The 22,993-nt window shown below is 43.0% G+C and carries 25 protein-coding genes; 8 read left to right on the top strand and 17 right to left on the bottom strand.

What is annotated here, in order from left to right; translation table 11 throughout:
* Positions 1–63: 63 nt before the first annotated feature.
* Positions 64–339, bottom strand: coding sequence for a hypothetical protein (locus AC6RV6_RS12635; protein ID WP_500241204.1), 276 nt, complete (start codon positions 337–339; stop codon positions 64–66).
* Positions 340–578: 239 nt separating this feature from the next.
* Between AC6RV6_RS12635 and AC6RV6_RS12630 the strand changes: the two genes are divergently transcribed.
* Complete coding sequence (locus tag AC6RV6_RS12630) at positions 579–818, top strand: 2Fe-2S iron-sulfur cluster-binding protein (RefSeq protein ID WP_500241203.1); 240 nt, start codon at positions 579–581, stop codon at positions 816–818.
* A gap of 93 nt (positions 819–911) precedes the next feature.
* On the opposite strand, the gene AC6RV6_RS12625 is transcribed toward AC6RV6_RS12630, so the two are convergent.
* A complete protein-coding gene (locus AC6RV6_RS12625) occupies positions 912–1,130 on the bottom strand; it encodes a CAB/ELIP/HLIP family chlorophyll-binding protein (RefSeq protein WP_500241202.1) in 219 nt (72 codons plus the stop codon).
* 146 nt (positions 1,131–1,276) lie between these two features.
* On the opposite strand from AC6RV6_RS12625, the gene AC6RV6_RS12620 reads away from it, so the two are divergent.
* Both AC6RV6_RS12620 and AC6RV6_RS12615 read left to right on the top strand, forming a co-directional pair.
* A complete protein-coding gene (locus AC6RV6_RS12620; RefSeq protein ID WP_500241201.1) occupies positions 1,277–2,596 on the top strand; it encodes an aminopeptidase P N-terminal domain-containing protein in 1,320 nt (439 codons plus the stop codon).
* A 19-nt stretch (positions 2,597–2,615) separates the two neighbouring features.
* Complete coding sequence (locus AC6RV6_RS12615; protein ID WP_500241200.1) at positions 2,616–3,791, top strand: acyltransferase family protein; 1,176 nt, start codon at positions 2,616–2,618, stop codon at positions 3,789–3,791.
* 10 nt (positions 3,792–3,801) lie between these two features.
* Here the strand turns inward: AC6RV6_RS12615 and AC6RV6_RS12610 are convergent, their stop codons facing one another.
* Both AC6RV6_RS12610 and AC6RV6_RS12605 read right to left on the bottom strand, forming a co-directional pair.
* Positions 3,802–4,938: a CapA family protein gene (locus tag AC6RV6_RS12610; RefSeq protein WP_500241199.1), complete on the bottom strand. Its 1,137-nt coding sequence runs from the start codon at positions 4,936–4,938 to the stop codon at positions 3,802–3,804.
* Between the two features lie 57 nt (positions 4,939–4,995).
* Positions 4,996–5,904 (bottom strand): Rpn family recombination-promoting nuclease/putative transposase, encoded by a 909-nt coding sequence (locus AC6RV6_RS12605; protein WP_500241198.1) that lies wholly within the window; start codon positions 5,902–5,904, stop codon positions 4,996–4,998.
* A gap of 87 nt (positions 5,905–5,991) precedes the next feature.
* Here AC6RV6_RS12605 and AC6RV6_RS12600 point away from each other — a divergent pair, with 87 nt between their 5' ends.
* The 3 genes from AC6RV6_RS12600 to AC6RV6_RS12590 all read left to right on the top strand — a co-directional run bounded on the left by AC6RV6_RS12600 (position 5,992) and on the right by AC6RV6_RS12590 (position 8,106).
* Entirely contained in the window at positions 5,992–6,684 is a 693-nt protein-coding gene (locus AC6RV6_RS12600) for a glutathione S-transferase family protein (RefSeq protein ID WP_500241197.1), read from the top strand.
* A 39-nt stretch (positions 6,685–6,723) separates the two neighbouring features.
* Positions 6,724–7,398, top strand: a complete 675-nt coding sequence (locus tag AC6RV6_RS12595) for a MotA/TolQ/ExbB proton channel family protein (protein ID WP_500241196.1) — start codon at positions 6,724–6,726, stop codon at positions 7,396–7,398.
* 126 nt (positions 7,399–7,524) lie between these two features.
* Positions 7,525–8,106 (top strand): ExbD/TolR family protein, encoded by a 582-nt coding sequence (locus tag AC6RV6_RS12590; protein ID WP_500241195.1) that lies wholly within the window; start codon positions 7,525–7,527, stop codon positions 8,104–8,106.
* Here AC6RV6_RS12590 and AC6RV6_RS12585 read toward each other — a convergent pair.
* Positions 8,103–9,197 (bottom strand): hybrid sensor histidine kinase/response regulator, encoded by a 1,095-nt coding sequence (locus AC6RV6_RS12585; protein WP_500241194.1) that lies wholly within the window; start codon positions 9,195–9,197, stop codon positions 8,103–8,105. The two genes, AC6RV6_RS12590 and AC6RV6_RS12585, sit on opposite strands and share 4 nt — an antisense overlap.
* Before the next feature lie 467 nt (positions 9,198–9,664).
* On the opposite strand from AC6RV6_RS12585, the gene AC6RV6_RS12580 reads away from it, so the two are divergent.
* Positions 9,665–12,235 carry a M1 family aminopeptidase gene (locus AC6RV6_RS12580; protein ID WP_500241193.1) on the top strand — a complete coding sequence of 857 codons (2,571 nt, stop codon included), beginning with the start codon at positions 9,665–9,667 and terminating at the stop codon, positions 12,233–12,235.
* A gap of 133 nt (positions 12,236–12,368) precedes the next feature.
* On the opposite strand, the gene AC6RV6_RS12575 is transcribed toward AC6RV6_RS12580, so the two are convergent.
* From AC6RV6_RS12575 to AC6RV6_RS12560, 4 genes are all read right to left on the bottom strand, one after another.
* A complete protein-coding gene (locus AC6RV6_RS12575) occupies positions 12,369–13,271 on the bottom strand; it encodes an esterase/lipase family protein (RefSeq protein ID WP_500241192.1) in 903 nt (300 codons plus the stop codon).
* Positions 13,272–13,279: 8 nt separating this feature from the next.
* Complete coding sequence (locus tag AC6RV6_RS12570) at positions 13,280–13,564, bottom strand: DUF3288 family protein (RefSeq protein ID WP_500241191.1); 285 nt, start codon at positions 13,562–13,564, stop codon at positions 13,280–13,282.
* A 38-nt stretch (positions 13,565–13,602) separates the two neighbouring features.
* A complete protein-coding gene (locus AC6RV6_RS12565) occupies positions 13,603–14,685 on the bottom strand; it encodes a WD40 repeat domain-containing protein (RefSeq protein WP_500241190.1) in 1,083 nt (360 codons plus the stop codon).
* Positions 14,686–14,762: 77 nt separating this feature from the next.
* The gene (locus AC6RV6_RS12560; protein WP_500241189.1) at positions 14,763–16,961 is read right to left on the bottom strand and encodes a GH116 family glycosyl-hydrolase; all 2,199 of its coding nucleotides are present in this window, start codon (positions 16,959–16,961) and stop codon (positions 14,763–14,765) included.
* A gap of 357 nt (positions 16,962–17,318) precedes the next feature.
* Here AC6RV6_RS12560 and AC6RV6_RS12555 point away from each other — a divergent pair, with 357 nt between their 5' ends.
* Positions 17,319–18,047: a 2-phosphosulfolactate phosphatase family protein gene (locus AC6RV6_RS12555; protein WP_500241188.1), complete on the top strand. Its 729-nt coding sequence runs from the start codon at positions 17,319–17,321 to the stop codon at positions 18,045–18,047.
* A 96-nt stretch (positions 18,048–18,143) separates the two neighbouring features.
* Here the strand turns inward: AC6RV6_RS12555 and AC6RV6_RS12550 are convergent, their stop codons facing one another.
* The 8 genes from AC6RV6_RS12550 to AC6RV6_RS12515 form a co-directional block, all read right to left on the bottom strand.
* A complete protein-coding gene (locus AC6RV6_RS12550; protein ID WP_500241187.1) occupies positions 18,144–18,617 on the bottom strand; it encodes a hypothetical protein in 474 nt (157 codons plus the stop codon).
* 118 nt (positions 18,618–18,735) lie between these two features.
* Complete coding sequence (gene msrA / locus AC6RV6_RS12545; RefSeq protein WP_500241186.1) at positions 18,736–19,401, bottom strand: peptide-methionine (S)-S-oxide reductase MsrA; 666 nt, start codon at positions 19,399–19,401, stop codon at positions 18,736–18,738.
* 47 nt (positions 19,402–19,448) lie between these two features.
* The gene (locus tag AC6RV6_RS12540) at positions 19,449–19,766 is read right to left on the bottom strand and encodes a DUF760 domain-containing protein (protein WP_500241185.1); all 318 of its coding nucleotides are present in this window, start codon (positions 19,764–19,766) and stop codon (positions 19,449–19,451) included.
* Positions 19,767–19,822: 56 nt separating this feature from the next.
* Complete coding sequence (locus AC6RV6_RS12535; RefSeq protein ID WP_500241184.1) at positions 19,823–20,089, bottom strand: hypothetical protein; 267 nt, start codon at positions 20,087–20,089, stop codon at positions 19,823–19,825.
* Between the two features lie 24 nt (positions 20,090–20,113).
* Positions 20,114–20,266: a hypothetical protein gene (locus AC6RV6_RS12530; protein WP_500241183.1), complete on the bottom strand. Its 153-nt coding sequence runs from the start codon at positions 20,264–20,266 to the stop codon at positions 20,114–20,116.
* A gap of 173 nt (positions 20,267–20,439) precedes the next feature.
* The gene (gene cobW / locus AC6RV6_RS12525; RefSeq protein WP_500241182.1) at positions 20,440–21,480 is read right to left on the bottom strand and encodes a cobalamin biosynthesis protein CobW; all 1,041 of its coding nucleotides are present in this window, start codon (positions 21,478–21,480) and stop codon (positions 20,440–20,442) included.
* Positions 21,481–21,587: 107 nt separating this feature from the next.
* A complete protein-coding gene (locus tag AC6RV6_RS12520; protein ID WP_500241181.1) occupies positions 21,588–22,100 on the bottom strand; it encodes a hypothetical protein in 513 nt (170 codons plus the stop codon).
* A gap of 206 nt (positions 22,101–22,306) precedes the next feature.
* Positions 22,307–22,975: a HupE/UreJ family protein gene (locus tag AC6RV6_RS12515; RefSeq protein ID WP_500241180.1), complete on the bottom strand. Its 669-nt coding sequence runs from the start codon at positions 22,973–22,975 to the stop codon at positions 22,307–22,309.
* Positions 22,976–22,993: the final 18 nt, after the last annotated feature.

Below are 22,993 nucleotides of genomic sequence, written 5' to 3'. Positions count from 1 at the left end.
TTTTCACGATATAAAGAAGGGACACTTGCTCGTGTCCCTGATGATTGGAGTTATGAACTGATATTAGTGATGCAGGCCTTTTTTATAGGTTTGTTCATCGGTTTCAATCCGTCCACTTCCCCGCTCCTTGTTGAATTGTTGAATTTCCGTTTTATAGCAAGTGAATCGCCCGCTACCGCGATCGCATTGGGGTTCTGCATTTGCCGTACCATTCGAGGTAGAAAACTCAACGGTATTTTGCGTCGCCGCGATCGAATGGGTATCGATCGCATTCGCTTTTTGCAAAGGAAAAATAGCGACAAAGCTCAAAATGAGCAGTAAGGTAGTGTTGTTGAACATAATCTAACATCCGTGTCAGGTGCTATTACCTGATACGGATTTTCTTAGCGAGATCGGGATGAATTTCTAAATTTCTCGCTAAAGATTAGAAGCTTGGCTCTCGTGGAATGAATGAGGTGTAGAAAACTCGAAGATCGGGACGGTTTTCTCGCTATATTTCCTTATCGAGAGAGAATTTGTATGCCGAGAAGAGACCGAAAGAAATGTTAAATTAAGATTATATCCTCCGGAAAAAAACAATGAGCGTTTGCGTACAATTCTTACCCGATAATGTAACGATACAAGCCGAAGTGGGAGAACCCATACTCGAGGTGGCGGATCGAGCGGGAATTACTATTCCGACAGGATGCTTGATGGGATCTTGTCACGCTTGTGAAGTCGAGTTGGCAGATGGTACGGCAATCTGTGCCTGCATCAGCGCTATCCCTGCCGGAGAAAAAGAGTTAATACTCAATCTCTATTCCGATCCCTTATGGTAAAACGCGATCGCTGGATGAAAAAGAAGAAATTGAATAAAAGGACGCTACTGACAACGCCCTTACTGAAAAATATTAAATAATATTGCGATCGCTTTACTGTAAGCCCAACCAAGCTAATAAACCTTGACCTGTCAGCACTTCAATGAGAATGGCGAGAAAAAAACCGATCATGGCTGCACGACCGTTTAAGCGCTCTGCATAGTCATTGAAGCCGAATTTGGGTTCGATTAAATCCGGGGTGACGGTGGGTTCGGGGGTTTGAGGGGCTTCGGATTTGGGAGCTTCGGATTTGGGGGCTTCGGAAGTTGTCATTGCCAATCGTCCTTGGTGAGGAAATGTTTACAATTCTTTACTATTCTAAGACAGAATTCTCGATCGCGGTGAGATTTGGGCGCGATCGCAAAGAACGCATACAATAAAAGATGCTTAATTGAGATTGATGCCCTTTTGCAACCAAAATGACCATAGACGCAGCAGAATATCGTCGCAGGCGCGATCGCTTCATGGACAAGATCGGCAATGGCACCGCTATTTTTGGCAGTGCGCCCCTATCCGTCATGCACCACGATGTCGAATATCCTTTTCGCCAAGAAAGCGATTTTTTCTATTTAACTGGATTTGACGAACCGGGAGCAGTGGTTGTCTTAGCCCCGCATCACGAAAAACATCGATTTGTTCTTTTCGTCCAGCCCAAAGATCTGGAAAAAGAAACTTGGACGGGGTACCGCGTGGGCGTGGAAAAAGCCAAAGCAGAATATGGTGCAGATGAGGTTTTTCCGATTAACGAACTCAACGAAAAACTCCCGGAATATCTCAAAAATGCCGATCGCATTTATTATCATTTAGGACGAGATGAAGCTTTTAATAACAAGATAATTCGACATTGGAAAAGTTTCATTCGACAATATCCCAAACGAGGCAAAGGTCCCATTGCGATCGAAGATAGCAATCCAACTCTGCATCCTTTGCGCCAAATTAAAAGTGCCACCGAGATCGAACTTGTTCGCCAAGCCGCAAAAGTTGCTTCAGAAGCTCACAATCGCGCTCGAGAATTTGCGAAGCCAGGAGTTTATGAATATCAAATTCAAGCGGAAATTGAACATACTTTTGGCTCTTATGGCATGGATATTGCTTATCCTTCCATTGTGGCTTCCGGGGAAAATGCTTGTATTTTGCATTATATTGACAACAATCGTCAGGTTCAAAACAGCGATTTACTCTTAATAGATGCCGGTTGTTCTTATCATTATTATAACAGCGATATTACGCGCACATTTGCTGTTGGTACGCCTTTTAATAAAGAACAACAAATTATTTATGAATTGGTCTTGGAAGCACAACTGCAAGCAATTTCACAAGTTAAACCCGGGAATGATTATAAAACGATTCACGATACAGCAGTTTGTGTTTTAGTCGGAGGATTGCTCGATTTAGGATTATTAAAAGGAGATTTTGAGCAGATTATTGAAGAAGAAAAATACAAGCCTTTTTATATGCACCGCACGGGACATTGGTTGGGTTTAGACGTTCACGATGCGGGAATTTATCAACATGGAGAAGAGCAATCGGTGATACTTCAACCCGGACATATTCTCACTGTTGAACCCGGAATTTATATTTCTCCTCATATTAAACCCGCAGAAGAACAGCCAGAAATTCCCGATCGCTGGCGAGGAATTGGCATTCGGATTGAGGATGATGTTTTAGTCACAGAGAATGGCTGTGAAGTCTTAACTTCTGATGTGCCAAAATCTGTTGCAGAAATGCAAAAAATATGAGTTGTTGCTTCTCCTATTTATGAGCGATATTCAAAAACCAAAAACCAAAAACCAAAACTCTTTTAATTCTCCGCTTACCAAGGGAGGACACGAAGGAACAAATCAACAACCCACAACTAATATTATCGGCTTTGATTACTTGCGAGCGATCGGTTGTTTAATGGTTGTTATTGCTCATAGCGATGGTTTGAGAATCTTAGCAATTAACAAGACTATTTCTCAAGTTCTTCTTTTTTATTATACCAGTATTGGCTTGCTCGCGGTGCCGATATTTTTTCAAGTTTCTCTTTATTTATTCTATGTTAAAAGAAGGCAAACAGAGAATTATTTTTTTAAAAAAAGATTGCCAAAAATTTTACGTCTTTATCTTTTCTGGACGTGCTTATTTATGCTTGCCAAAATTGTCATTGGCGATCTCAATTTTTACGATCGCTTCGGGACATTTCCTCATATCCTAGGGACAATTATCACGGGAGGGAAAGGTTTATTCTATTTTTTCTTTTCTCTCTTGTTTATTAGTTTTTTAGCCGATCTGAGTGTCGCGATGGAAGAGAAATTTAAAATTCCTGTAAAACGATGGCTTTTCTATGAAAATATTGGGTTCATTTTAGCTTGTTTTTACTTAATCGCTATCTCTACAATTAGCCTCTTTCGTTACCAATATATTTGGACTGCTTATGATAATCCGCTTAATTTTCTGCCGTATATTTTTTCTGCCGATCTCATTTGCCAAAGAGTCTCTTATCTTTCTCAGCAGCAAAGATATAGTATCCAAAAAGAAATAAATCGAGTTGTTATTCCCTTAGCGATCGCCTTTATCGTTTGTGTTATTTTCGAGTGGAAATATTTCTATCGTCCCGATCTTTTCATTGATGGCATTATGCCTCTTTATGCTCGACCTTCTCTAGTATTTGGCTCGACAGCATTGGTTTATTTATTTATATTGCTCCCTTTAAAACCGATCTCTATTGTTCGCTTACTATCGAGTTGTTCTTTGGGAATCTACTGTTTTCATAAGTTCTTACCTAATTTTTTGGGTATAGGAGTAAATGCGATCGCAATGTCTCTATTTAACTACAACTTAAGCGAAAATATCGCTTTAATGAGTTCTATTTTATGTTTGAATTGGCTCTTGTTCTCGATTCTTTTAACAGTTCTTTTGAGAAAAATCAAGTTTTTTCGACAAGTTCTCTAAATTGCGATCGCTATTTCAAGAGAATATTCCCCTCAGCATCAATCGCGATCGGGGTATTAGGGAAATCGCTTTGAGTTAAGCGTTGCATCAATGCGATCGTGCGTTTTTCTGGGTCTGGAAAAGGAACGGCTTCTCCATTTAAACGCAGGGGAATGATATTTCCCTGCACAAATTTTCCGTCTTTATCCAATTGCACTTCTAGAATTAAAGAATAGCCCTTTTCTCCACTCGAACTTAAGGTGCGATAGCCGATAAAATTACCCAAAGAATAAGCAACCAGCCGTCCTTGATAAAGTTCGATTGCCCTCGGTACGTGGGGACCGTGACCTAAAATTAAATCTGCACCATTATTAATCATCGCACGGGAAAACTGTACCATATTACCCCGATTTTCATTATAAAATGTTTCCGTTTGATTTCTGACATGAAGCGCATTGCTTCCTTCTGCTCCAGCATGAACGGAAATAATAATAACATCGGCATTTATATCGGCTTGTTTCACTAATTCAGCAGCTTGTCCGAGATTGTTTAAGGAATTATGATAGCCTAAATAACTAAACCCAATCCAAGCGACTTTAATCCCATTCGCTTCTGTATAAACAATTTGCCCTTTCGCACCAACAGCTTTCATTCCTTCGGCTTGAATGTAGCGAATTGTATCGCGGAAACCTTGCTGTGTGAAATCATGGGAATGATTATTTGCAATACTGAGAACGTGAAATCCTGCCTCTTGTAAAATTCTCGCATGACTGGGAGGACTGCGAAAGGCATAAACTCGCCCGGATACCGGAACTTTGGCACTATTAGGATAGGTAGTAATCGTACTTTCAAAATTCCCAAAGAGGAAATCCGATCCCATCAAGAGAGATTGTACGTTATTAAATAAACTAGCAGGATTAGCAGGAAGTTGGTTGCTGGGAAAATTCGTGCCGAGAATTGTATCTCCAACAGCTTTAATTGTGACCGTTTCTGCTTCAGGAAAAATAAATTGAGGCGGCGGTGGCTGTGGGGGTTCGGATAAAGGTAAATTAATGTCTACTTGAGCGATCGCCGCGCTATTTCCCCAACTGAAAAAGGAAATAAAAATAAGAAAGAGTGCTTTTTTGCCAATTTCAAAAAGAGTGCGATCGCGATTAACTGAAATCATAAGAATCCGCAGTTATGTTAGTTTAATAGTTTATCATTTTTAGCGATCGCCAGGCAATTAATTTCGATTTTTCAGCCAATTTGATAAGTCTTCTAAACTTGAAAAATCCAAACTGGCTTCTATCAATTTATCTAAGTCCAAGAGAGGGCGTTGTGCGATCTCATCCTCAAGTTCGCTTGAGAGAGAGCCTAACCGTCTGAGAATCCGAAAAATCACTTTTAATTGTCCTTCTCTGCGTCCTGCTGCAAGTCCTTCTTGTCGAGCGAGAATAATAGAACCCCGTTGATCTTCAACAAACATGACTTGTTTGTCAATTCTCTCTAATTCTTTAACGCTTAAATTGGCTTGGTTGGCAATATTAAGTGCTTTCTCAACTTCGGGGATTTCACCGAGTACAGGAGGGATAAGTTTTAAAGAAGGCGCTTCCTTCATAAAAAATATCCATTTTTCGGTTAGGTTTTGGAGTTCTTCTAGTTTCTTCTTGAATTTGGGTAACTCGACAAAAATCATAGCCAAATCGCGATCGCGATAAGGAAAGCCTATTTCATCTTCTTGAAAACTGAACCGCGTAATCACTTTTTCAGTATTATTAAACAACTTAAAATCAGTTAATGTTAAAGCAATAACAGGTTTAAGATAAGAGTAACCTTGACCGGATTCTAATTGGTTGGTATAGGTTTTCGCCAAATTATAAACAATTCGCTTTTCAAAAGCTGCTACATTTAAAACCTGCATTTCAATAATTACCGTCGTTCCATCGACAAGAATGGCTTTAACATCCAAATAGCTATCTTTTAAATCAACATTACTACCGCCGGCATAGGGATCGAGAATATCTAAATCTTGGATATGAGATCGCCCTTCATAAACCAAAGCATTGAGGAAACTAATCAAGATATCTTTACTCTCGTTCGAGCCAAAGATTTTCTTAAAGGCAAAATCAGTCTTAGGACTAATAAATCTCATGGGGATGCGTTCGATTGAATATTAGGCGATCGCTGGTTATTCTACAATTGGTTTGTAGTTCTAGTTTAACAAAATTTGCGTATTTCCATGACTGTATTAGAACTGTATAGCGCTAAGGTTTGCCCCTTTGCCCATCGTACCCGCTTGACCTTATTGGAAAAAGGAATCGAATTCACCCTCAAAGAAATTGATCTGGCTAATAAACCCGCTAATTTCGCGCAAATCTCCCCTTATCTAAAAGTTCCCGTTCTCCTTTATGGAAGCGATCGCGTTTGGGAGTCAGCCATTATTAATGAATATCTTGAGGAGACCTTTCCCGATCCGCCTCTCTTGCCTCAGAAACCGGGGAGAAAAGCGATCGCGAGACTGTGGATCGATTTTGCCAATACGCGCTTAATTCCGGCATTTTACAAGTTATTGTTGGCACAGAATCCCGCCAAACAACAGCACTGGAAAGATGAACTCAAAGACTGCTTGCAGTTTATGGAACGAGAAGGAATCGGAAAACTGAGAAACAATGACAATTATTGGCTCGGAGAATTCTCTTTAGTAGATATCACTTTTTATCCGTGGTTCGAGCGGTGGATTGTTCTCCAAGAATATCGCGGGTTGCAATTTCCTTCAACTTGTCCTCAAATCGAGGGCTGGCGGCGGAAAATGGCAGAACGAGAAAGCGTTCAAGCGATCGCCAATCCCGATCGCCTCTATTTGCGAGATTATGAGAAATATGCGGACGGGACAGCAATGGGCATCACCGCGCAAGAAATGCGAGAAGATTAAAGATTATACTGAATGCGTGGCTAGGAGGAAAGAACAACCGTGACCTTTGAAGACATTATCGATAAAGGTGGAGTCGCCATCTGGCCGCTCTTATTTCTCTCGATTTTAGCGATGGGGGCAATTTTTGACCGTCTCTGGTTTTGGGGTCGTGTTCTCCTGCAAGAACGTCAAATTCTTTCCAGTGTTATGGAAGCGGCCTATCGAAACTGGGATGCGGCGGTGGAAATTGCCAAAGATTATCGCGATCATCCCATGGGGCGTTTTCTCTACACCCCTTTACAATTAATGAATCCCGAACCCGATGTTTTTCATTTAGCGATGGAAGCCGCCGCCGATGATGAATTGGCTTTGATGCGGCGGGGTGACAAAATTCTTGAAGCTGTCATTGCGCTCGCACCTTTGTTGGGATTATTGGGAACGGTCTTGGGGTTGATTAATTCCTTGGGGGAAATTCGCATCAGCGATTTGGGAACGGCGGCAACGGCGGGAGTTACCCTCGGGATTGGCGAATCTCTAATTTCCACGGCGGCGGGATTGGTGGTCGCGATCGTGAGTTTGGCATTTTACCGCCTTTTTCAAGCCTTTTTATTCGGTCAGATTCGCGTGTTTCGTAAAGCAGGCAGCGATCTGGAAGTTCTTTATCGCCAAAGGTGGTTAGATGTGGAAACGCCTCCTTATACCATTGAAGCAACACCGAAAAAGTTTATTGAATAAGGTTATTTATGGCTCGCTTGCGTTCCCGCAGAGAGTAGCGCAATTGAAATAAGTCAAAGGGTTATTGCTTTTTGGATTCCGAACAACCAATAACCAATAACCAATAACTAATCACCCATAACTAACATGGCCAAAAAACGTCCCAGTCCCGCTCCCGTTCGAGTTCGTCCTCTGAAACTCTGGCAAGACGAGCGTTTTATGCAGGAAGTTCGTATCGAGATCGTTCCTCTCATTGATGTTATCTTCTGTATTTTGACCTTTTTTATTCTGGCGGCTGTCGATGTCTCGCGCCAACAAGCCATTAGTTTGGATTTGCCGAAAGCGACAACAGGAACGACACAAAGACGAGAAATTCTGTTAATTAGCTTGGATGAGTTCGGTCAAATTTATGTGGAACAGCAGCCGATGGCAACCAAAGGACAACTTTATCAAGCAGTTGAGAATTATATCCTCACTAAACCTGAAGGCTTAATGGTGCTATCTGTTTCTAAAGAAACTCGCTATGACGACTTCGTACAGGTTTTGGACATTCTGCGGGAAGTGGGAGGCGATCGCGTTGCTTTAGCGACTTTACCCAAAACGCGCGCGACTGACGAGGATTTACCCTCTTCTTTCCCTGCAGATATACCGGGAATTCCTTCCCTACCCGAACCTCTAGAGGAAGAAGAAACCGAATCTCTTACAGCACCTCTTCTAGAAGAAAATTAACTTTCGCGGGCAAGAGGAAAAGAAACTCGCACGATTGTGTAATGATGGGGAACGCTTTCAATACTTAATTGTCCGCCATGCAATCGAGCAATACGCTGAGCAATGGTTAAGCCCAAACCCGAGCCTTGCTGTTCGTACATTTTGCGCTCGAATTGCAAATATGCGCCAATTTTGTCAATCTGTTCTGGGGTCATGCCCCGGCCGTTGTCTCGTACCGATAAAATAAAGCGATCGCTGTGAATGGTTGTAGAAACGATAACAGGAGTACCGGGGGCAGAAAATTTAACGGCATTATCGATCAATTCTTCGATCAGTTTAGCCAGCAGTTCCAAGGAAATTTCGATCGCACCATCCTGTAAATCTAACTCCAAATCTGGTAGGCGGCCGAGTTTGAGGGTTTGTACTTTCGCCCGATCTGAGATCGTACCTTCGACTAAGGTGGCCGAACAATCTTGGAGGAAAGCAGAGCGATCGCGCAACGCCAATTCCAATTCTGCATAAAGGAGAAAATTCTGAATAGTTCGATACAAACGCTGGCCGGAATGATAAATCTGTTCGAGCATTTCGCGAATATCGGCTTGCTCCAATTCTTCCAAGTCACAGAGCAAAAGATCGGAAAATCCGAGAATACTATTGAGAGGAGTTCGCAATTCGTGAGGAAGGGCGCTGCGAATATTTTCTCGCAATTCATCTAATTCTTGTCGGGCCAAGCGAGCAAACACTTCTTGTCTTTTTAAACGCGTTTTGATTGCTCTCAATAATTCGTCGGCTGTAAAAGGCTTTGCGAGATAATCATCCGCCCCGAGTTCCATTCCTTTACGATTGCTTTCTTTATCAGTTAGTGCGGTCATAAAAATAAAAGGAATAGTTGCTGTTTTGGGATTCCTTCGCAACCGATCCAACACTTCATAACCATTTAGTCCGGGCATCATCACATCGCACAGAATCAGATCGGGACACTTTCGAGTTGCCAATTCGATGCCGGCTTCTCCATGTTCTGCATTCAGGATTTCATATTGTTCTAATCGGAGAATCGCCACAATCTTAGCGCGGATTGCTTTTTGATCGTCAATTATTAAAATCGTCGTCATGTTTTTCTCCCAATAGATGCCACGATCGTCAATAAACCAAGCCGTCTCGACTGTTGGGTATTGATGTCTTGCCTGTTATTTGCTCTAGATTCAATTCGGTTAAACAAAGAACTCTTATTTCATAGTGACAGCCATTTTGTGACTCGCTTCCCTTAATTATGGCTCAATTGTTTCCTTCGAGAAAAATACTGAGCTATTTCGCTGACATTTTGGCTGTAAAACTACTTGATTTTAACGATTTTCTACAAAAACAAGCAAGAGTATATATACGGGATTCAATTTTTGTGAACGTAAACATGCACGTTCTTGAGAGGATAATTTGGCCAGAGCATAGACGCGATCGCAAATCTTGAATATCTCCAAATCGAAGCGATCGCAAGAGTTACCTCTTGGAGGCGATCCGCGCTACTCTATAGAGTTAACCGGGCAGCAAGCCTCATGTACACTGTTTTTTGATTTTGTTAAGAATGCAATATTTTTATTTCGATTCTGAAGAAAACGATCGCAAATCTTTTGAACTACCCGGAGCAAAGCCTCACTATAATCCCGATCGCCCCGGACGAGTCGAACATATTTTCCTCGATTTGGCGGTTGACATATCTCAAAAATGTGTTAAGGGTATTTGTACGATAACCTTAAAACCCGTTCATCGAGGAATTCGTTCTTTAACCCTCGATGCGATGGATATGAAAATCGAATCGGTTAAAATTGGAGAAATTGCTCAAACCTTTGATTATGATGGCGAACGACTCAATATTGAATTAGTTGAACCAACAGGGGAAGCCGTCATAAAACTAGCGATCGCTTACCGTTTGGAAGAGCCGCAACGCGGTCTTTATTTTATTATTCCCGAAGATAAATCTCCGCAAGTTTGGACCCAAGGAGAAGATGAAGATTCTCGCTTCTGGTTTCCTTGTTTTGACTATCCCGGACAACTGGCCTCCTCAGAAATTCGCGTTCGCGTCCCTCAACCTTTAATGGCAATTTCTAATGGGGAGCTTGTCGCCACCGAAAATGTTGGCGAAGAAAGCATTTATCACTGGCAGCAAAAACACATTCATCCCTCCTATTTAATTACCCTTGCTGTGGGAGATTTTGCCGAAATCAAAGCTGAATGGAATGGCATTCCCGTCTTGTATTATATGGAAAAAGGTCGGGAAGAAGATGGCGATCGCAGTATGGGAAAAACGCCAAAAATGATGGAGTTTCTCTCTCAGAAATATGGTTATACTTATCCTTTTCCGAAATACGCACAAGTTTGCGTCGCTGACTTTATTTTTGGTGGCATGGAAAACACATCCACGACCTTATTAACCGATCGCTGTTTATTAGACGAACGAGCCGCTTTAGATAATGCTCGCACGGAAAGTTTAGTCGTTCACGAACTCGCGCATCAATGGTTTGGCGATTTGGTAGTGATTAAACATTGGTCTCATGCGTGGATTAAAGAAGGTGCAGCTTCTTATTCAGAGGTTCAATGGGTCGAACATGAATACGGCAGCGAAGAAGGAGCTTATTATTTATTAAAAGAAGCGAGAAGTTATTTAAGCGAAGATAAATCCCGCTATCGCCGCCCTATTGTGACCAATATTTATCGAGAAGCAATTGAGTTATACGATCGCCATTTATATGAAAAAGGTGCCTGCGTTTATCACATGATTCGCGGGATTTTGGGGGACGAACTTTTCGATCGCGCCGTGCACACTTTTATTCGTGATAATGCCCATAATACTGTAGAAACAATCGACTTGCTGCGAGCTATCGAAAAGGCAACGGGACGAAATTTAGCCTTTTTATTTGATGCTTATGTTTTTCGCGGTGGGCATCCCGATTTTAAAGTATCTTATAGTTGGGATCGGGAAAATAACTTAGCCAAAGTTACAGTTAAACAAACCCAAACTAAAAATGACTCTACCGGTAGCGATCGCAAATTATTCGATCTGAAAATCCCCATTGCTTTTGGTTATGTCGATGCACAAGAAAAGGTTTCGCAACAAACTATGACCGTGCGAGTTAATTTACTCGAACAAACATTCTATTTTCCTTTAGCAAAAAAACCTCAGTTTTTTAGTTTTGATGTCGGAAATTATTTTCTCAAAACTGTTGTTCTCGAATATCCTATTGCAGAACTCAAGGCACAATTACAATATGATGCCGATCCGATTTCACGAATTTATGCAGCAACAGCTTTGGCGAAAAAAGGCAGTTTAGAGGTTGTTAAAATCTTAGAAAAAGCCTTGAAATCAGATGGTTTTTGGGGAGTTCGCGTCGAAGTTGCCAAACAACTCGCAAAAGTCAAATTAAGCCAAGGAGAAGAAGCATTGCGATCGGGTTTGAGCGATCGCGATCCTCGAGTTCGCCGCGCAGTTATTGAGGCTTTAAGCCAATTTAAAACCGAAGAAAGCTATCGGGCGATCGAACAAATTGCAGCCCGTGGCGATGCCAGTTATTACACAGAAGCGGCTGCGTTGCGGAAGTTGGGGAGTATGGTTGCCGGAATATTGAAGGAGAAACAAGAGCCAGTTTTGGCTTTATACCAACAAGTGTTACAAGAGCGATCGGGTTGGAATGAAGTCGTGCGATCGGGGGCGATCGCGGGGTTGAGCCAGATGAAAACATCCCCAGAAGCGGCGGAAATTATTGCCGAATACACCAAACTCGGAACGCCACAAGCCTTGCGTTTGGCAGCTATCCGCGCCCTCGGTGCTGTTTCTGTCGGTCAGACTCCCGATCGCATCGAAGCGATCGCGGAACAATTAGAAGCGCTATCGGGAGAAACTTTCTTTCTCACTCAAGTTGCGGTTACGAATGCTTTGGGACAAATGCAAACATCGGCGGCGATCGCGATCCTCAACACTTTAGCCGGCCAAACGCCCGATGGTCGCGTCCGTCGCATGGCGGAGGAAGCCGTTAAAAAAGTCCAGAAAAATTTGGGATCGGATAAGGCTGTCAAACAATTACGAGAGGAATTTGAAAAGCTCAAAAAGGAAAATCGAGACCTGAAATCTCGTTTGGCTAAATTAGAAGCTAAGAATTAGAAAAAGGAGTATTGGCTGTGCCAATACTCCTTTTTTTCCTCACTCTAGAATTTGTAATTGTTTAGTTTAGAAAGATCGCGCCATTTAAAGGAACGCAAACTTTTATTACCTCTATACTTTATTCTCAGAAATTTTATGAGTATTGCTCCAGAATTTGGGCGAGTTTTTGCTGAAACTCGGCATATTTTTGCCAAGTGATAAAGGCGCTATAAATACATTGATTGTCGCGATCGCCTAAAAAAATATGGTGCAGTTGATTGAGAGGATTTTTCCAAGTTCGTAGGGTCATTCCTTCTGGTAAATTAACCGTCACTCGGGCGCGGTAAAAATCTCGCGGATGAGCGTCAAACACTCCCGGAATTTGTCTTAATTTCCCGATTAACTCAACTTCAAGGGTCGATTCTGGAGGAGAAGTGATGCTGGGATTTGACCAAAATGTTTGAATGAGAGGGACTAAACTGGGATGATTTTTAAGTTCGGGATGAGCGACAGGAATCGTAATAAATTGTACGCGATCGCATTGCGTTGTTCCCGTAACAATTGTCCCATCGCTGCCGCCATCAATATCTCCTGCGATCGCAAAAGTGGGAATTTCTGTTGCGATTTCTGCGACCATTTTGCGACGATTTTTGCTTAAATCTCGAGCAATTCCCAGTCCCATAAAAGACGCATCAAATAAGCGTCCTAAATCAGAGCCACCAATAGGAGAAGCCAGTAAAATTAAAGAATGAACCGTCGCTCGCCATTCGGGATGACGGTGCAGCAATTCTACCCAAATTAGCCCACCCATAGAATGACCGATAATGCGCCAAGGTGTATCGGGATAATTCTGTCGGGTAGCGATCGCAATCTTTTCAACAGTTTGAATGAGAGGTTCAATTCTCCACCATGTTTTAAACCAGCCCAAATTCGGCGCAATTACCCATTCTGAAGGGGCGAGAGATCGAGCTAAAGATTGAATTTTGCGATCGGTATCCGCCCAACCATGTTGAGCAAATAAGATAAACTCTGGTGTAGATAATTGCTCGCTGTTCATGGCTCTGTTTAGCTCCAATCTTGTTCTTCTTCGCCATTGCGAGTGCGTCGATAGATATTGCCTTGACTGTGAATCTCTCGAGAGCGGGCAAATAATTCTTCTTCGGTTAAACCCCAATCGTGTAAGATGCGATCGAGTTCCTTTTGTAGTTGTCTAGCTCCCGGAAAGTTATGATAGCGAATACGAAGACGAGCTAATTCAACGATATTACGATCGTCTTTCCCTTTTTTGATTTGTTCGATGACGATTGTATCTAATTTTTCTCGAGGATGTCTTTGATCTGAGTTTTTCATAGTTAGTACTAAGATGATTAAAAAAGAGCGGAATTTCATCAATTTTCATCGAGAAACTCTGGTAAGATTGGCTGCCAAAGTTTAACCTCTTTATCAAATCCTCCACTGGCGAGCATCCGACCATCCGGACTAAATGCTAAGGTTTCAATCCAGTCTGAATAGCCAACAAAAGTATTAATCATTTCTCCTGTTTCAATATCCCAGAGTCGCATTCCTTGCCGACTCCCACTGGCAAATAAAACCCCACTCGGATGCACGGCGATCGCATTAATATTTCCTCCATCTTCTAAAGTATTGAGTAATTGACCCGTCGCCGATCGCCAGAGTTTAATCGTGCGATCGCTGCTGCCAGAAATGAGAGTTTGACCATCGGGAGTAAAAGCTAAACTATTAATTGTGTCTTCGTGAGCCTCAATTTCGCTTAAAACTTCCCCAGTTCTTAAATTCCAGAATCTTAGAATTCCCTCTTGGGTACCACTGGCTAAAATATAGCCATTAGAGTGCATCGCTAAAGCCGTTACTAACTCAAAACGAATTAAGGTATAAAGAGGCTTCCTCGCCCGTACATTCCAGAGGCGAATACCATCCAAGCCACCACTAATTAACACTTGACTATCCGGTGTCACGGTGAGGGCAAGAATATTGTGTTCGTGTCCTAAAATCCAGCGTTCGTTTTGTCTTCTTCTCCGATTTTGCCATTCCCATAATGACACGCCGGCGACATCGCTACTGCTAGCAATAATTTCTCCGTCTGCCGCGATCGCGATCGCCGTGACCCGCCCATTTTGAATGCGATTTCGTCTGATTCTGCGTCCGGAATTGGGATTCCAAAGATAAATACTACCATCATTCTCGCTGCCGCCACTGGCTAAAATTTGACCATCTGAACTGAATGCTAAAGACATAATTGCCGCTTTATGACCGGTTAAAGCCCGCAAGAGGTTAACATTGCGCCATTGTTTGATAATCGGGTTTTCTTTAAGTGGAATGGTGTTAGGCTCAATAATTTCTAAATCGGGCGAAATCGCCTCAATTTCTGGTATAATTGAATCAGCAAGAACCAGTCTCGCTGCGGCAAAGGTCGAAAAGCATACAACCGATAAAAATAGAAAAATCTTCATGAAAATTTATAATTCGATCGGGAAAAATTGTTGAAAGACTGTAGTGTGTTATCTGGTCGTTAATAGCACTTACCGATCTATGTTTTTATTTTAATTAAAATTTCGTACATTGCCCAAATTGTCATTCCAGAAAGAGAATGACTCCCCTGAAATGTTCCTGTCGGGTTTAAAATCTCAGGAGTCCGAAATTGCAGACCGCGATCGTAGATTTGCTGCACGAGTATTTCTGCAATCTGCATGGCTTCTTCTTTCATACCCGTTCCTAATAAAGTTGTTGCCAAAGCAAAGCCGATCCCCACATTAATTTCTGGTACAAGGGAATTTTCTTCATTACCCGGATCGGATTTTCTCTCGCGAAATGAGAGGAAATAATTTTCGGAAAGTGTTTTTAATGAAGTTGGGAAATGAACGCGATCGCCAGCATTTGACAATCCCAATAATTGACCGTACAAAGACTCGCAAATGACCTCAGAATCATCTCCTGCTAAAACAGGTATTGCCTCGAACCAAGATTGATAAGTCCCGAGCAGATTTTCCATATCTTCAGGATAGTGCGGCGTTTGCAAATGAGGATTAGCGGAGGGATTTTCAAGGAGAATTATGCCGATCGCGATCGCAGCTTCTAATCCCAGCCGCCATAATTTTCTGTTTGTTTCCCGATCCTGTTTTTTCTCATAGGCAAAAGTAAACGCGATCGCCGACCAACACTCCCAGAGAAATTCGGTATCCGTCGCCCCGGTTAAAAGATAATCTCGATAGACTTGTAAAACAAAAATAGAGGCTAAATTGGGATTAAAGCTGCGATTAGAGTTGGTTTTAACCCAAGGATGTTCATGGGATGCGCCCAAGTCTCGAGGCATTTCCCCTGCAATTTTACGAATAGTTTCCCCTTCTCCATCTTCAACGGGAATAGCTCTCGCAAAGGCTTCTAATACTGCTTTTTCCAAACGGGGAAAGAGCTTTAATGTGGCAAAAGAACCATACAAACGTTGCCACAAACCCTCATAAAAACGAGAATCCAAGCTCTCCCAAATGGCAAATTGTCCTACAGGATCTGTTTCTGTGGCTGCCGTCCACAAAGTCCCGCCATCGGTTAATAAATAGAGCTCATTAAAGAGTGCCATTTTAAACCAGTTGGGAATATCTGCGCGATCGAGAGTGGGTTTTTGCCATGTTTCGATCTTCTCTTTCCAAATATCCCCATGTTTGAGGGCAGTGCGAACCACCGTCCAAGCATTTTTCCCTGTCCTGCCAAAAAAATCGCTGTGACGGCGAAAATAGGTGATATTTTCGGCAAATTCGGTCACGGGGAAATCCCAAGCAAGGATAAAAGGGATTTTGCGAGTTTTTCCGGGACGAATAGTGAAGCGAGAAGCCATGGCCGCGGCAATTTGCTCTCCGGGGGATGCGGGAGTTTCATTTTGTAGGTCTGGTAAACTGCCATCCATCGCGAAATAGTCCCACACCTCTCCCCCATCTCCTTCGGGGTTCCAGCGTGCCGTATAAAAGCCTTCGATCGCGGGATTAATAATACTCGCGATCGCTATTTGTCCTTCTCCTTCTTGCAATTCATCGTAGAGACGCACGCGGTTAAACAAACAACCAATGCGATGATGATCTTGTATCCACTGATTAAAATTTCCCGTACTTTCTCGCCATTTAGATTGATATTCGGAGAGAGGGCGATCGCCTCCGACTGGTGTTTTATTGGCATTGGCAAACCATCCCACGATATTTTGCCAAGTTAGCATAATACTCAGAGTGAGAGGGCGATCGGTGGGATTGTGTACCGTCCAGTCAAAAATTGCCACGGGATAGCTAGATTCTTGATAGCAGTCCGCCCAAACCGGAGAAAACTGCTCGCAAATAATCTCACTCTCAAAAATTCCCTCGTACTTAAACCAACTGCGAGGGTAAAGGGCGTGATAAGTGCCGCCTCCCTCGGGATACCACGCCCATCGGGAGAGGCTGCCATCTCGGGGGGGGTGGGTCGATAGGGCATAAACTTTGGGGGTTTCCCCTTCTATCTGTTCGTAAATGCTAAATTGACAGGCTGGCAAATGATGAAAAATATGTTCGCCCCCGTCGAGGTGCCAGAGATTAAAATTCCCGTTGTGCGATCGCCCGATACACCCTGCCCCCAAACCGCCGAGAGGCATTCCGTGCCATACCCCATCATCGTTGTTGCGGGCAGTGTAAGGACGATCCCAGCCGAGGCCGATGGGTCGCTGCCAAGCACAAGGGGGAATTTGGGGGCGAGGGATTGCAAATTTCATTGCTGAGAGGGTAAAAGATCGAGGAGTGCCAAATTATACAATTTAAAATTGTAGATGAGATTCGGGGATGAAAGTTAATTTATTTTCAACAACAACAGTTTAGCCGGTGGGATTTTGGGCATCGGAACTTACTCATCCCTACTATAAATTGATCGGGTTAACCCTAATGATTATGATGCCTTTGTCAGTCTAAAATAGATTAATCGTTCTCAAAATTTAATCGTTCTCAAAATCCCATCGCGACGGATACAACAATTATTTCCCAAAATCTCACGATCGCGAACATCATTCTGTGTAAATTTTGCCTCTCCCCTGTAAGATAGATGGTGAAATTTTCAGCAGAGATGAAGGATTGACGTGCAGTTTTTTGTTTACCATACCCCAGAATTAACCCCCACGGATTCCCTGCCCGACTGCGCGATCGCGATCGACGTGCTGCGAGCAACGACAACCATTGCGACCGCTTTAAATGCTGGGGCTGAAGCCGTGCAAGCCTTCAGCGATATTAATAGGTTAATGGCTGCCAGTGACGAATGGCCGGCAGAAAAGCGCCTGCGAGCAGGAGAAAGGGGAGGAAAACAAGTCGAAGGATGCGACATGGGCAATTCTCCTCTTTTTTGTACTCCAGAAACAGTTCAAGATAAGCGTTTATTTCTCACTACAACTAACGGAACACGAGCATTACAGAGGATTGAAAATTCTCCCATCGTTCTCACTGCCGCACAGGTAAACCGTCGTGCGGCGGTGGAATATTTACGCCAACAGCAGCCGGAAACCGTGTGGCTAGTAGGATCGGGATGGCAAGGCGATTATTCCCTCGAAGATACGGTTTGTGCCGGGGCGATCGCTCTACCATTTTATGAAGAGAATGCAGAGATTGTCGGCAATGATGAAGTATTGGGTGCGATCGCTCTTTACGATCGCTGGCAAGATCGATTAGTGGATTTATTCTGCCAAGCGAGTCATGGGAAACGATTATTGGGGCTGAATTTGCTCGCAGATATTGAATATTGCGCCCAGACTGATATCCTCGATATTCTCCCCATGCAAACTGAAAAAGGCACGATCAAAGCTCAAGCGAGTTGAGGAAAGAGTAAAGCGATCGCTTTTCTAACAACAATTAAAAATTGAGCGATCGCATCATTCTCTTTTGTTTAATTGCATGAAGATGTTTTTTAGGATTTATTGTTTTGCGTGCGATCGCCACCCATCATTAAACCAGAAATTATAATCAAAACGATCTGCCTCAATGATTTTAGTTTCTATCGCTTGACAAAGATTTTGAACTGTATCATTATCTACTCTTTTTAACTCGCTGAGCATCGTCAAAATTTTATCTTGAACAGTTTTTGGAATTGGCTCTCCTTTTTTTGCGATCGGTTCTAGATAAACAATCTTATCCGTAGCAAAATCATAAGTCATCTGTGATGAAATGATATCGTAAACCAAAGAACCGGCCAAAATATACAAGAGATTTAAAAATAGTTCTTGATTTGGACAATTTTCATCTAAAGCGAATTCTAGATAGAGATTTCGATGCTCAAAGTCAACGATACAGATTTCCCAATCTTGTTCAATATAATAGTCAGGATTATAAGCAAACTCTCTCAACTCTTCTCTAGATGGATTGATGTTATCATAAATTCGATCTAACATGAGTCGTAAAATGCCGATTTAAAAATGAAACTAATGCACCTCTCTCATGCAAAAGTTAAGGGTGCGTTACGCGCTCGCTAACGACACCCTACAGTTAAAAAATAGCGAGAAAACTCGTTTAGGAAGGAAGGGAAGCTTTTCCGATCGGACAAGCAACCGACGTTCCGCCTAAACCGCAATAACCACCGGGATTTTTAGCCAAATATTGTTGGTGATAATCCTCTGCGTAGTAGAATTCTGGTGCGCCGATAATTTCTGTGGTAATCTCTCCATACCCAGCTTTATTTAAAGCCTCTTGATACATTTTGCGAGAGGCTTCTGCCAGTTTTTTCTGTTCTTCGGAATACGTGTAAACACCAGAACGATATTGGGTACCTGCATCATTCCCTTGGCGCATTCCTTGAGTAGGATCGTGGCTTTCCCAAAAGACTTTGAGGATTTGTTCGTAACTAATAACTTGAGGATCGAAGACTACATAAACAACTTCATTGTGTCCCGTCCTTCCCGAACAAACTTCGTGATAAGTAGGATTGGGGGTATAACCCGCCGCATAACCCACGGCTGTTGTAAAAACCCCGTCTTGCTGCCAAAATTTGCGTTCTGCACCCCAGAAACAACCCAACCCAAACATCGCAGTTTCTAAACCTTCTGGGAAAGGAGATTTAAGGGGATTGCCATTCACAAAATGTTTATCGGGAACCGCCATGGATTGCGATCGCCCCGGTAATGCGTCTTCCCTTGAAGGCATTTCTGCTTTTTTGCCAAATAATCCGAGTAATGACATATTATTATTTGTTGTTGGTTATTGGTTATTTGTTGCTGGGTAACTCGTTATTCGTTGATTAGCTGCTTTTCAAAACCCATGCGCTGTTCGGCATTGTGGAGAAAATAGCCGCTAACCATTGCCGAAGCCAACAAGCGCCCTAATTGTTCTCGGTTCGTATTAATACTGACATCAAAATGCTCGCTCGGCAATCCTCCCAACAAGCCAATGATGTTACGTTCCATGATTTGTACGGCTTCTTGAGTTGGTTGGGAGAGACGAGAAGCCTGTTCCTGGTCTAATCCTTGGACGTATTGCCAAAGTATGTTTCTGTCTTGGGTAGAGCTATTGAAAAACTCTGGAGTTTGCGAGGATAAATCGTTCATTGTTAAAATAGGTAACTCTTCGATGTTTGCGGTTACTTATACTTTAGCCTCTTTTTTTAAGAACGTTTATACGTGAAACCGAACAAGCAATTAATAGCTGCCCATTCTCCAATCAAGAGAAATTTCCTTGGCTGAGATTGAGGAGAATCGGCTTGGTTTTGCGATTCCGTTTCCAGAATCCTGTCAGTAATCCTACTGCAAAAATGCAGGTGAAATAAAACAATTTGCTCAACTTTTGCGACTTGATTTTCAATCATCGCAGGAGGGGTAGCAATGAGTTCGCTTTTACTATTGTCTGCTGTGACTTCTGCACTCCAGTTCACGAAAAGTAAAGGTGAATTACCGACTCATCTTAACAACATTCGCACGGGCTGAGACGCAATTTCACCCTCTCGAATCGTGCGATCGCCTCCTAATATCCAACCGTTACCAAAGCCAATGCCTAACAAAATCGTCGCTAAAATGGCAAAATTTCGATTGACGATCGTTATTAATCTCATTACAGTTGCGGGACAGCGTTGGATTTTCACCAAACTTTCCCCCTTGCGTCTAATGGCTGCTTCCCATTAAAACCGAATTATTTGTTGACATATACATGAATCTTACAGCAAAAAGTCTATCGATAGATAGAAAATAAAACTCACTGAATCTGACAATTTTTTCCTTTTCTTGGTTAATTATCGATCGCTAATTTTTCGTTGATAACAGCTTGGTTGAGTTGGCGACCGATGAAAACGAGGCGGGTTTGACGGGTTTCTTCTGTTGACCAAGGGCGATCGTAGAAGGAATCAAAACGAGTTCCTACCCCTTGCAAGACCATTCGCATGGGTTTCTTGGGAACATTGACGAAGCCTTTGATACGATAGATTTCTTGTTCTTGTACTAATGTTTGTAGGGTTTCTGTGAGTGTTTTGGGGTCGAAGGCGCGATCGCAAATCACCTGAACGGAGTTAATCTCGTCGTCGTGGTCGTGTTCTTCTTCATGGTCATGGTGGCTGTGACGATTTTCCAGATCGTCTTCTACTGCGGCATTAAACCCTAATAAGACTTCGGCAGCAATTTCGCCATCCCGACAAGGTACAATTTTGACTCCTTCAGGAATTTCATCCCGCAGCCAGTTCTGCACTTTCGCTAAGGTGGTGGCATCAACGAGATCGGTTTTCGTCAATAACACCAAATCCGCACAAGCCAATTGATCCTCAAATAACTCTTCGATAGGGGTTTCGTGTTCGAGATTGGGATCGGCTTGTCGCTGTGCCTCTAAAGCCTCTAAATCTCCGACTAACGTTCCTGCAGCTAATGCCTGACAATCTACCACGGTAATCACGCCATCTACGGTTGCACCATTGCGGATTTCATGCCAGCGAAAGGCTTGTACGAGGGGTTTGGGCAAGGCAAGACCGGAGGTTTCCACGAGGATACAATCAATATTCTCCCGACGTTTGAGAAGTTCCTGCATGGTGGGATAAAATTCTTCTTGGACGGTGCAACAGAGACAGCCGTTAGTCAGTTCGACAATGTTGGCTTCGGGGGTCTCGTCTTCATCGCAGATTTGGCAAGACCGCAATAAGTCGCCATCAATGCCCACTTCACCAAATTCATTGACGAGAACGGCGATTCTGCGTCCTTGATTATTTTGCAATAAATTGCGAAGGAGGGTAGTTTTCCCGGCTCCGAGAAAGCCAGTAATAACGGTAACGGGTATTTTGTGCATGGCTTTACTCCCAGAAGGTTAAAGAGAAAAATAAGGCCGATCTGAATTAGAGATCGGCAAAGGCAATCAAGGCTTTTGCTACTTTATTCGAGTCGTTCCCAAACAAGTTATTGTCGAGGTTGAGAATTCTGGTAGGTTGTCCAGAAAGAGAAATTCTCGGTAACTTGTTGATTGGTATGAGATAATTTTACTTCTTCTGTTGCATCCCCTTCAAACAGGTCTTTGGCAAAAGGAGCAACAATTAGATCGGTTTCAGTTGAAAACTTGATGGGCTTTTTGAGGCGCTGAATTTCGCGAAATTCCCATCGATTGAAATAAGGCATTCCCCAAGCAGAATCATCTTTTTCGAGATAAGACTTGACCTCTGAAATGTAGACAAACCCGACAATTGAATTGTAAGTCAATTCCTCGCATTTAGGAACAGAAATCTCGAATTGTTTCTCAATCCAATCGCACCCTACTTCTTCGCAAGTAGAACCTGCACGAATCGCTGCCCATCCTAATTTTGGGGGGTAACTGGGTTGATATTCGGCATCCTTTCCCAACCAAGTTACAGCCCATGCCCAAGGTTGGGGAAAGTTAATGACAAGAGCCTCAAAATCTGGTACTTGAAAGAACATGAGAAAATCTCCCGATATTAAGTCTTTTTCATAAAGTAGCAGAAAAAAACCTTAACTTTTGTTTTCTTTTAAATCTATTTCAAGTGTTTGGATTCTACCAAGGAGGCTGAGTCTGACTCATACAAAAGCAGTTTCTGGAGTTTTCGGAACTTCCACCATGAAGCCGAAGACGCGATCGTTACAATGCAATTTTCGGTGCGTGGCTGTCAACCCAGAATGACGCTAGAGAGGAATGCTGCACCGATCCCAGAAATGGTAAATCCGGCAAAACGCAGGGCAAGATTGGGGTGTTCGGCAGCTTTTGTGAGGGCACGTTGGGCAATTTTAAAGGCGGCAAGGGCGATCGCTAGTTGAATGAGGGCAAATCCGGCTAAATAGGCGATTAAGGGGGTCATTTCTGCCCCGACGATCGCTTCTCCGTAAGCATAGCCGTGAAAAAGTCCGGCGATCGCGGCACTTCCAGAAAGCCAAGTTAAATTCGGACTTTCTTTAAGGGCAAGGAAGACACCAAACGCTAACACTGAGGCAGAAATTATCAATTCTGGGGCGGGAAGGTCGATCGCTAGGAGATGAACGACGGTTCCTCCTACGGTAGCGACAACAAAGGCAATGGGGAGAAAAATACCTTGTTTGCCTTTCAGGGCTGCCAATAAGCCGATCGCGACGACAAAGGCAAAATGATCGGGTCCGATGACCGGGTGCCCCATTCCCGATAAAATACCTTCAAAAAAATTGGCGGGAGTTTGGCCGCCAAATGGATGATGGGCGATCGCGGGTTGGGCGGCGAAGAGAAAGAGTGCGATCGCGCCAACTATTACCGAAATGCGCTGGATCTCGCGAGAATTCTTAACTTTTAATAAAATGTCTGCAAACACGATTTGTACCTCGCAAAT

Source organism: Spirulina sp. LEGE 11439, assembly GCF_059821285.1.
Note: the sequence above shows the minus strand (reverse complement) of the source record. Positions and strands in the feature narration are given on the sequence as shown.

Bases quoted from the DNA above. Each gene is read 5' to 3' on its own strand.
- AC6RV6_RS12560 (WP_500241189.1), bottom strand. From the start codon at position 16,961: ATGAAATTTGCAATCCCTCGCCCCCAAATTCCCCCTTGTGCTTGGCAG.
- AC6RV6_RS12530 (WP_500241183.1), bottom strand. From the start codon at position 20,266: ATGAGATTAATAACGATCGTCAATCGAAATTTTGCCATTTTAGCGACG.
- AC6RV6_RS12635 (WP_500241204.1), bottom strand. From the start codon at position 339: ATGTTCAACAACACTACCTTACTGCTCATTTTGAGCTTTGTCGCTATT.
- AC6RV6_RS12600 (WP_500241197.1), top strand. From the start codon at position 5,992: ATGACTGTATTAGAACTGTATAGCGCTAAGGTTTGCCCCTTTGCCCAT.
- AC6RV6_RS12625 (WP_500241202.1), bottom strand. From the start codon at position 1,130: ATGACAACTTCCGAAGCCCCCAAATCCGAAGCTCCCAAATCCGAAGCC.
- AC6RV6_RS12590 (WP_500241195.1), top strand. From the start codon at position 7,525: ATGGCCAAAAAACGTCCCAGTCCCGCTCCCGTTCGAGTTCGTCCTCTG.
- AC6RV6_RS12615 (WP_500241200.1), top strand. From the start codon at position 2,616: ATGAGCGATATTCAAAAACCAAAAACCAAAAACCAAAACTCTTTTAAT.
- AC6RV6_RS12580 (WP_500241193.1), top strand. From the start codon at position 9,665: ATGCAATATTTTTATTTCGATTCTGAAGAAAACGATCGCAAATCTTTT.
- msrA (WP_500241186.1), bottom strand. From the start codon at position 19,401: ATGTCATTACTCGGATTATTTGGCAAAAAAGCAGAAATGCCTTCAAGG.
- AC6RV6_RS12540 (WP_500241185.1), bottom strand. From the start codon at position 19,766: ATGAACGATTTATCCTCGCAAACTCCAGAGTTTTTCAATAGCTCTACC.
- AC6RV6_RS12630 (WP_500241203.1), top strand. From the start codon at position 579: ATGAGCGTTTGCGTACAATTCTTACCCGATAATGTAACGATACAAGCC.
- AC6RV6_RS12575 (WP_500241192.1), bottom strand. From the start codon at position 13,271: ATGAACAGCGAGCAATTATCTACACCAGAGTTTATCTTATTTGCTCAA.
- AC6RV6_RS12585 (WP_500241194.1), bottom strand. From the start codon at position 9,197: ATGACGACGATTTTAATAATTGACGATCAAAAAGCAATCCGCGCTAAG.
- AC6RV6_RS12570 (WP_500241191.1), bottom strand. From the start codon at position 13,564: ATGAAAAACTCAGATCAAAGACATCCTCGAGAAAAATTAGATACAATC.
- AC6RV6_RS12605 (WP_500241198.1), bottom strand. From the start codon at position 5,904: ATGAGATTTATTAGTCCTAAGACTGATTTTGCCTTTAAGAAAATCTTT.
- AC6RV6_RS12550 (WP_500241187.1), bottom strand. From the start codon at position 18,617: ATGTTAGATCGAATTTATGATAACATCAATCCATCTAGAGAAGAGTTG.
- AC6RV6_RS12520 (WP_500241181.1), bottom strand. From the start codon at position 22,100: ATGTTCTTTCAAGTACCAGATTTTGAGGCTCTTGTCATTAACTTTCCC.
- AC6RV6_RS12565 (WP_500241190.1), bottom strand. From the start codon at position 14,685: ATGAAGATTTTTCTATTTTTATCGGTTGTATGCTTTTCGACCTTTGCC.
- AC6RV6_RS12610 (WP_500241199.1), bottom strand. From the start codon at position 4,938: ATGATTTCAGTTAATCGCGATCGCACTCTTTTTGAAATTGGCAAAAAA.
- AC6RV6_RS12620 (WP_500241201.1), top strand. From the start codon at position 1,277: ATGACCATAGACGCAGCAGAATATCGTCGCAGGCGCGATCGCTTCATG.
- cobW (WP_500241182.1), bottom strand. From the start codon at position 21,480: ATGCACAAAATACCCGTTACCGTTATTACTGGCTTTCTCGGAGCCGGG.